Below are 8,311 nucleotides of genomic sequence, written 5' to 3' on the forward strand. Positions count from 1 at the left end.
AGGGCGATTTTTTGTTGTCTTTACGTATGGATGCACAATCCCGCTACGCCTAAAGTGCTCTCAGCCGTTTTATTGGCTCAGCACGTTAATCGCGTCGTCCAAATTATGAATATCCCCCACGGCCGACTTGTGAAACACCTCATTGTGACAGATGGCGCATTCCACATGAATGTTGCAGTAGTCCAGGCCATCATCATTTTTCCCGTCCGTCCACCATACATTGAACTGATCGGACAGCTGGCTGCAGGTCTCGCAAAACAGCGGCCCACTCACATTTTTCAGTTGATGCGAAGATACGATCACCAAGAACACCCCTTCCCAATAATCTAGTGTATATAGCCCAACGTTGCTGTGGCCCGATGCCCTCTATACGTAGCGGCGTATACAGTTTATCAGCCCCAAATCCCTTTACCGAATTAGTATGTCATCCCCAAAAGTACGTTTATGCATAGGGGAATGCGAAGAAATTGGCATATGAACCCCTAATTCAAAATCTTTATTCCAAAATGATAAAAAATACGGCGAAAAGGAATTGACAACCAGCGGTTTTACTTTATACTTGTGATTAATCATATTATTTCAGTAGGGATTATAGTGAATTACAAACGATACTTTTATTCAGAATGGAGGCATCTGGTATGAATTTGCTCGAAAAAGAACAATGGATCCAGAAACAAGCCGAAGAAATGGAACATGCTACGGCTGAAGAATTGATCCGACTTGCGGTGGAGACATTCCCGAACATTACGTTTGCCTGCAGCTTTGGTGCTGAAGACGTCGTGCTCGTTGATATTTTGCAAAAGGTAAGCCCATCGACCGACATCTTTTACCTCGATACCGATTTCCACTTTAAAGAAACGTACGAAACCCGGGACCGCCTGGCCGCCAAATATGGCATTGAGTTCGTAAGAGTATCACCGAAGCTGACACCCGAAGAGCAGGCGGCTGCCCATGGCGAAGAGCTGTGGAAATCCGATCCTAACGCATGCTGCAACATCCGTAAGGTAGAGCCTTTGACCCGGATCTTGTCCCAGTACGACGCTTGGATTACCGGCATCCGCCGCGATCAGGCGCCTACCCGGGCTAACGCCAAGAAGGTGGAATACGACAACAAATTCGGACTTGTTAAATTCAACCCGCTGGCTGACTGGACTTCCGACGACGTATGGCACTACATTCGTGAAAACCAGGTATTCTACAACCCGCTTCACGACATGAACTTCCCGAGTATCGGATGCATGCACTGCACGCGTGCAGTTGCCCCTGGAGAAGATCCTCGTGCAGGACGCTGGGCAAACAGTGACAAAATTGAATGCGGACTTCATAAGTAATAAATAACGGACCAGAAGAAGGGGAGCGAAAAGATGACAGCGATTCAGCCTCACGGAGGTACCTTGATTAACCGTATTGCTGAAGGCCAGGCCCGAGAAGAGCTGCTGCAGGCTGCGGCTGGATTTAAACAGATTCCTGTGAATACTTGGACGATTTCGGATATCGATCTGATTGGCGTAGGCGCTTTTTCCCCGTTGACGGGTTTTATGAATGAGCAGGATTACCAGTCGGTCGTCGACCGCATGAGGCTGGCGGACGGCACGGTATGGAGCATTCCAATTACGCTGGCTGTGGACGATGTGAAGGCTGCGGAACTCGCTATAGGCGACAAGGCAGCCCTCGTAGGAGCCGAAGACGGAGTAGTGTATGCCGTACTTGAGATCGAGAGCATTTACAGTGTCGATCAGACCGCTGAAGCGACCAAGGTATTCAAGGCAAGCGATTCCGAGCATCCTGGCGTCAAGAAGCTGTTTGAGCGCCCGTCGAACTATGTGGGTGGAAGCATTCAGGTGCTGAACCGTCCGAAACCGGCCAAGTTTGGCGAGTTTTATTTTGATCCGGCGGAGACGCGCCGTATTTTTGCAGAGAAGGGATGGAAGAAGGTTGTTGGCTTCCAGACCCGTAACCCGGTTCATCGGGCTCATGAGTATATCCAGAAGAGTGCGCTTGAGATCGTCGACGCGCTGTTCCTGAACCCGCTCGTTGGTGAAACCAAGTCGGATGACGTTCCGGCCAACGTCCGGATGAAGAGTTATCTAGTCCTGCTCGAAAACTACTACCCGGCGGATCGTACGTTCCTTGGCGTGTTCCCGGCCGCTATGCGTTATGCCGGCCCGAGAGAAGCCATTTTCCATGCAATGGTCCGCAAAAATTACGGCTGCACCCATTTTATCGTCGGCCGTGACCACGCCGGCGTAGGCGACTACTACGGCACCTATGAAGCCCAGGAAATTTTCTCGAATTTCACGGCGGAAGAACTCGGCATTACCCCGCTGTTTTTCGAACACAGCTTCTTCTGCAAAAAGTGCGGCAATATGGCATCCAGCAAAACCTGCCCGCATCCGAAGGAAGATCATTTGACCTTGTCCGGTACGAAGGTACGCGGCCTTCTGCGGGACGGCGTCTGCCCGCCACCGGAATTTACCCGTCCTGAGGTCGCTAAGATTTTGATCGAAGGGATGTCCGCACAAGTATCTTCATAAAGTACTATTTGTCCACCTCGCCCCATATAGATGTGTAGAGTCGATATGGGGAACGGAGGTGGATTTTTTATGTCCAAGCAGGGACGAAAGAAACAGGTGCTGTGGATCCGGGTAAGCACGGTCAAAAAAGCGCTGATCGGCCTCTGCCTGCTGATTGTTTTTATTGCGGTGGCCACATACCAAATACCTGCCGCAAAGACGACGGGTTCCCTGGGTCTGCCGCTGTCGGGGAAAGTGATCGCACTGGATGCCGGTCACGGCGGGCCGGACGGAGGTGCCGTCAGCAAGCAGGGCGTAATCGAAAAAGACATTAACCTGGCGATCGCCCTATATCTGCGCGACTATTTGCAGCAGGCGGGTGCGATTGTCGTGATGACGCGCGAAGGCGACTACGACCTGGCCGGCGATACGAGAGGGTACTCCAAACGCAAGACAGAGGATTTGAAGCAGCGGGCCAAGTTCATTGAGGACAAGCATGCGGATCTGTTTTTGAGCATTCACATGAACAGCTTTCCGTCGAACCGATACCGTGGCGCCCAGACGTTTTATTATCCGAATCATCCGGACAACGCAGGACTGGCTGCATTAATTCAGGATGAGATTAAGCGGAACCTCGAAAATACGGACAGGGTGGCCAAAACGGTGAATACGGTATATCTGCTTCAAGCGCTGAAAATGCCTTCGGCTCTGGTTGAGGTAGGATTCCTGTCCCATCCGCAGGAGTCGGAGCTGCTCAGGGATGAGAGCTACCAGCGCAAGGTCGCCGCATCGGTCTACAAGGGGGTTCTCCGGTATTTGTCCGGCGAGAAGGCGAAAGTGTCGTCAGAAAATCCTTGAGAATGGTATAATAGCACCTGAGGCTTTAGATGGAACTTAAGATGAATACTATAAAGCAGAGGTGCTGCCAGCATGTTATCACGTGAGCAAGTGCAACAGCTATTACAGCCAATCGTCGAGCCTGTCACAGGGAAGAGCCTGATTGAGCTGCAAATGATAAGAGATATCGTTGTGAAGGAAAGCCGGATTTCACTGTCGGTCATCACCTTAGAAAAGCGTGAGGATTACGCCAAGGCGCTTGAGAGTGACATTCGGGAACGGCTTGGGAACGCAGAGGGTGCGGAGATTCACATCCGGATGCGGGAGGCCAACGAGCTGGAACGCGAGAAAATATTGGGCGAGTCGGCGCGCATGCGCCAGGAGGACGAGGATAAACTCGTCAAGGGACATGCCGCCGGGCTGGAGCACAATCAGCTGCTGCAGGATCCGAACGTCCATTTTATCGCGGTAGCAAGCGGTAAGGGCGGCGTCGGCAAATCGACAGTGACCGTCAACCTGGCTGCAGCCTTGGCCCGTATGGGCAAGCGTGTAGGGCTTATTGACGCCGACATTTATGGCTTCAGCGTGCCGGATATGATGGGAATTGAAGAGGGGCCGGTGGTAGAGGACAACACCATTATCCCCGTGGAGCGCTTTGGCGTGAAGGTGATGTCGATGGGCTTCTTTATCCGTGAGAACAACCCGGTCATTTGGCGCGGTCCGATGCTCGGCAAAATGCTGCACCAATTTTTCAGCGACGTCGGTTGGGGACAGCTCGATTATATGCTGCTTGACTTGCCGCCGGGAACGGGCGATGTGGCCCTTGACGTTCATCAGATGCTGCCACAGAGCAAGGAGATCATCGTCACGACACCGCACGCTACTGCTGCTTTCGTAGCCGCTCGTGCCGGAGCGATGGCGCTTCAGACCAATCATGACATTTTGGGCGTCGTCGAAAATATGGCTTATTACGAGTGCTTAGACTGCGGCAAGCGGGATTACGTATTCGGACGGGGCGGTGGCGGACAATTGGCGGAAACGCTTCATACGGAATTGCTGGCGCAGCTGCCGCTTGGAGCGCCGGATAACCATGTCTCCGAACCGGACTTCTCGCCGTCTGTATATAAGGCAGACACGCCGACGGGTCAGATCTACAGTCAATTGGCCGCATCGATTGTTGCCAAGTGCGAGCAATAAACTACATTTGCTTCATCACAGAAAAAAAGCCCCAATCGGGGCTTTTTTTTTAATGCCGTTAACTTCCTCCACCGCCGCCCTCGCCGTTTTCCTTGCTGCCGCCTTCACTGCTGCCTTGGTCCCCGCCTTCTTGTCCTTTACTCCCGCCTTTCTTTTGCGATTTCTCGACTTTAGGCTGGAGTTCTTGGGTCACGACATCCTTCAGCATGTTCATGACTTCTATTTTGAACAACGGGTTCTGCATGGCTTCCTGCATGACGGTCATTGACTGCTTGCGGTATTCAGGGGTCTTGGTAATATCCAGGAACATTTTCATGACTTCGGGTGACTTCATAATATCGGCGACGGATTGCTGATAAGTAGGATCTTTGATCAACTGCATATGCAGCTGCTTGTTCTGCGAGCTGATGGCTTTGGCGAAGTCCCCGGCAAACTGGGGATCCGTCATGATCTTTTCGAACTCTTTTTTGTACTCCGGAGCGGTAATGGTGTCTTTGACGGCCGTCCGGATTTGCTCTCCGGCTTGAAGGGACATCATCTGCATACCGAGCCCCGAACCAGAACCGGAGCCGCTGCTGCCCGAACCGCTGCCGCTGCCTTTCAGGGCATCCTCAACGGCTTTTTTGCCTTCATCGCTCTTCAGGATATCGACAACCATCGTTTTCATCTCTTTATAATCGCTCTGGGGCGGGGCATAGCTCTGTTCCGATCCACAGCCTGTCAGAGCCGCGGAAATACCGAGAAAAAGCGCACATAAACCGATAACCGGCCACTTCATCTGTGTTGTCCTCCTTTGCTTCAGATCCTGTTTGTAGTATGGCATCCGAAAATTCGAAATATGTCGAGGCATGGATGGTTTTTTATTGTGAACGTTGGTAAAATAAAGTCTTGGGGGTGCAGAATATTTGAACTTAAAAAGATGGATGACATTATTTTGGAAAACGCTGCTTGCCGGCTCCATAGCGGCGATTGTGGCCGGGGTGCTGCTGCAGTTTGGAAGCGGTATAATTAAATTTAAGGGGCCAGCGGATTACTTGTTTTATGTGGTCATTTTATTCGGGTACGGCCTGATGGTCAGCGTCTATTCCCAGCTTGGCTTCTTCGCTTATATGATTTTGAATTACACAGCCATCGGGGTGTTCCCTAAGAAAGTATGGCAGTACATACAGCTTGTCCTCGCGGTTTTGGCGCTGCTTGAAGTTATGTTTTTCCGCTCCTTCGTCGGGAAGGAGAACAGCCAGCTTTCCGACTTGGTTGTCGGCATATCGATCCTTGTCGTAGCCATCGTTGTAGCTTATTTTAAGGCGAAAGCGACCAATCCGACGGCTTGGATACCGACAATCTTCTTCATGACGGCGATCACGATCGTGGAGCTGGTGGGAGGACTCAAGATTGGAGTCAACAACGCCACCGTCTTTATTCTGGTTCCGCTGATCGTCTGCAATGCTTACCAAATTTTAATCCTTCATAAAGTGTTGAACGCAAAAAAGAGCTAAGATCCTTAGCTCTTTTTTCTCTGCTTATCGTTACATGCCGGCTGCGTCATCAATGGCTTGTTGCATCGCCGCCTGATCGTGGATTTCTTTTCCCTTGGTATCCGCTTGGCTGAGCAGATCGGACACGGTTACGAATTCGTATCCCTGCTTGCGGAGCTCATCAATGATGACCGGGAGCGCTTCATGGGTCTGCTTGACCGAGTCGCTCGCATGGAGAAGCACGATATCCCCGGGGTGTGCCTTCGACACTACGCGGTTAACGATATTTTGTGCACCGATGTTTTTCCAGTCCTGCGAATCGGTATCCCACTGGATGACCTTATAATTAAGGCTGTCTGCGATCTTCAGCACCCGCTTGTCAAAATCCCCGTTGGGGAGGCGGAGGAGATTGGGTTCCTTGCCGGTCAAATCGGTTAATATAGAATTGGCGGTGATCAGCTGCTTGCGAATTTCTTCGTCGCTCAGCGTGCTGTAATTCACGTGCTTGTGGCCGTGGCTTCCGATTTCAAACCCGCTGTTTTTGATGTCATTTACGATATCCGGATGGCTTTTTCCCCAAGGGGAGGATATAAAGAAAGTAGCCTTCTGCACATTCTTGTCCTTCAGAACCTTCAGAATGGGCTCTGCCCGCTTTTCCCCCCAGCTGATATCAAACGTCAGGGCGATCACTTTCTTCTCGGTAGGGACGCTGTAAATGGCTGCTGGAGCCCCCTCGGAGAATACCGTGATGTTGTCGCTCTCGACATAGATGATACCGATGGCAAATACCGCTGCGGCCAGCACGAGAAACGTGCGTTTTATTTTCCTGCCATTCAGCACATAGAAAAATGAATTCATATGCTCGTAAGCTCCCCTTTCCATACATCAGCATTTTGCGCTGTCGTCCGTTATAGCAAAGGGTTTTTATAAATGGGCTGTAATGATCCCCTTTAACGAATCTCAGGAAAAATGCTCATGTAAAGCTTGTTTACTTCAATGTATGCTCGTACTTGGGACTTATTACTATGAGGAGGTAATCGTTTGCTTCGTTTAAGTACATTTATAAGAGACTTGACGTCGATCAAAAAAACATTGTTGTTTGCGGTATTGCTCTTTGCTGCCGGAGTGGTGGCCGGGTGGATCAGTACCGGGGCTTTGGCCGAACTGGTGAACCAGCAGCTAAGCGGGTTGAGGGAGGTCAGCGGTAATCTGCAGAACTCTAAGCATCCGCAGTGGAGCTTTTTCGGGTTTATTTTTCTCAATAACAGTATTAAAGGCGTACTGATCATTTACCTGGGTCTTCTGGCGGGAATACTGCCCGTGATGTTTCTGCTGGTTAACGGAATGGTTATAGGTTATTTGGTACATAGTTTAAGCGCCCAAGGAGAGAGTCTAGCCGATCTAGTCATCAGGGGGCTCCTGCCGCACGGAATTATTGAAATACCGGCGATTATCATCGCGTGTGCCTACGGCATCAGAATGGGAAGCTGGGTCATCCGCGGAATCAATCCGAGAAGGAGAGCATGGGGCCAGGAAGGTGAGAGAGTGCTGCGAAAATCGGTTACAGCAGCCTTTTGGGTCGTTATCCTGCTGTTTGCAGCTGCAATTATTGAAAGCACCGTTACCTATGCCTTGATGCAGAATTAGTATTTTGTAAATTGCGATTCATAAATTTCCCAAAAGTTGAGCATAACAGTAAGACGATAAAACCATTTCCGTTCCGATTATGGACGTTCAGGGATAAATCTACAGGGGGGCCAGTTCTAATATGTTGGGTATGCTATTTAACGAGAAGGAATGTAAGGAATTAGATTATGTTCTGCGGAAGGAGCTAGACGAGATGCTGTTCGACTTAAGCGATCAGCGATTGGATCAGGATATCCGTAATGCTATTGCGAACCGCTACAAGACTGTTTTTCGGATGTATGCCCGATTCGCTCCGCAAAAGGAGCTTTCAAAGTATGCGCGTAACAGCAAGCTTTCACAATTTAAACAATAATGCTTGACGGCACTGCCTATCTTATGATAAATTAATTTTCGCTTCAGTTTTGAGTTTTGAGACGAAGCACAGTGCTTCTGCAAGGTTGATAGAAAGTGGTAAAAAACTTTTTAAAAAAACTCTTGCAAAACACCTAGTGAGTATGATATATTATAAAAGTCGCCGCTGAGATGCAGTGCCGATGAATAAAAGAGATTTTGATCTTTGAAAACTGAACAACGAGTGAGTATAAACGCGATGGTCTTATGACCGGAGCGATTGAGATTAAATCAATCTCGTCAGATTCAAAA

10 protein-coding genes are annotated in these 8,311 nt (G+C 49.9%); 7 read left to right on the plus strand and 3 right to left on the minus strand.

What is annotated here, in order from left to right; all coding sequences use genetic code 11:
* Window positions 1-69: 69 nt before the first annotated feature.
* Complete coding sequence (locus tag ABID47_RS33240; RefSeq protein WP_354503397.1) at window positions 70-303, minus strand: hypothetical protein; 234 nt, start codon at window positions 301-303, stop codon at window positions 70-72.
* A 335-nt stretch (window positions 304-638) separates the two neighbouring features.
* Between ABID47_RS33240 and ABID47_RS33245 the strand changes: the two genes are divergently transcribed.
* The 4 genes from ABID47_RS33245 (at window position 639) to ABID47_RS33260 (ending at window position 4,547) form a co-directional block, all read left to right on the plus strand.
* Window positions 639-1,331: a phosphoadenylyl-sulfate reductase gene (locus ABID47_RS33245; RefSeq protein WP_076176764.1), complete on the plus strand. Its 693-nt coding sequence runs from the start codon at window positions 639-641 to the stop codon at window positions 1,329-1,331.
* A gap of 33 nt (window positions 1,332-1,364) precedes the next feature.
* Window positions 1,365-2,534 (plus strand): sulfate adenylyltransferase, encoded by a 1,170-nt coding sequence (gene sat / locus ABID47_RS33250; RefSeq protein WP_354503400.1) that lies wholly within the window; start codon window positions 1,365-1,367, stop codon window positions 2,532-2,534.
* A 69-nt stretch (window positions 2,535-2,603) separates the two neighbouring features.
* On the plus strand, window positions 2,604-3,371 hold the full coding sequence (gene cwlD, locus ABID47_RS33255; protein WP_076176766.1) for an N-acetylmuramoyl-L-alanine amidase CwlD: 768 nt from the start codon (window positions 2,604-2,606) through the stop codon (window positions 3,369-3,371).
* Window positions 3,372-3,443: 72 nt separating this feature from the next.
* Complete coding sequence (locus ABID47_RS33260) at window positions 3,444-4,547, plus strand: Mrp/NBP35 family ATP-binding protein (RefSeq protein ID WP_354503402.1); 1,104 nt, start codon at window positions 3,444-3,446, stop codon at window positions 4,545-4,547.
* A 58-nt stretch (window positions 4,548-4,605) separates the two neighbouring features.
* On the opposite strand, the gene gerD is transcribed toward ABID47_RS33260, so the two are convergent.
* Window positions 4,606-5,325 carry a spore germination lipoprotein GerD gene (gerD, locus tag ABID47_RS33265; RefSeq protein WP_354503404.1) on the minus strand — a complete coding sequence of 240 codons (720 nt, stop codon included), beginning with the start codon at window positions 5,323-5,325 and terminating at the stop codon, window positions 4,606-4,608.
* 127 nt (window positions 5,326-5,452) lie between these two features.
* Between gerD and ABID47_RS33270 the strand changes: the two genes are divergently transcribed.
* A complete protein-coding gene (locus tag ABID47_RS33270) occupies window positions 5,453-6,043 on the plus strand; it encodes a KinB-signaling pathway activation protein (protein ID WP_354503406.1) in 591 nt (196 codons plus the stop codon).
* A gap of 30 nt (window positions 6,044-6,073) precedes the next feature.
* Here ABID47_RS33270 and pdaB read toward each other — a convergent pair whose 3' ends face one another.
* Complete coding sequence (gene pdaB / locus ABID47_RS33275; protein WP_116234504.1) at window positions 6,074-6,880, minus strand: polysaccharide deacetylase family sporulation protein PdaB; 807 nt, start codon at window positions 6,878-6,880, stop codon at window positions 6,074-6,076.
* Window positions 6,881-7,063: 183 nt separating this feature from the next.
* On the opposite strand from pdaB, the gene ABID47_RS33280 reads away from it, so the two are divergent.
* Window positions 7,064-7,669, plus strand: a complete 606-nt coding sequence (locus tag ABID47_RS33280) for a stage II sporulation protein M (RefSeq protein WP_354503409.1) — start codon at window positions 7,064-7,066, stop codon at window positions 7,667-7,669.
* A 121-nt stretch (window positions 7,670-7,790) separates the two neighbouring features.
* Window positions 7,791-8,021 (plus strand): hypothetical protein, encoded by a 231-nt coding sequence (locus ABID47_RS33285; protein WP_076176772.1) that lies wholly within the window; start codon window positions 7,791-7,793, stop codon window positions 8,019-8,021.
* The last annotated feature ends 290 nt before the right edge of the window (window positions 8,022-8,311 follow it).

It is taken from the genome of Paenibacillus favisporus, assembly GCF_040545415.1.
In the GTDB taxonomy this organism is placed as follows: Bacteria; Bacillota; Bacilli; order Paenibacillales; family Paenibacillaceae; genus Paenibacillus_AQ; species Paenibacillus_AQ favisporus.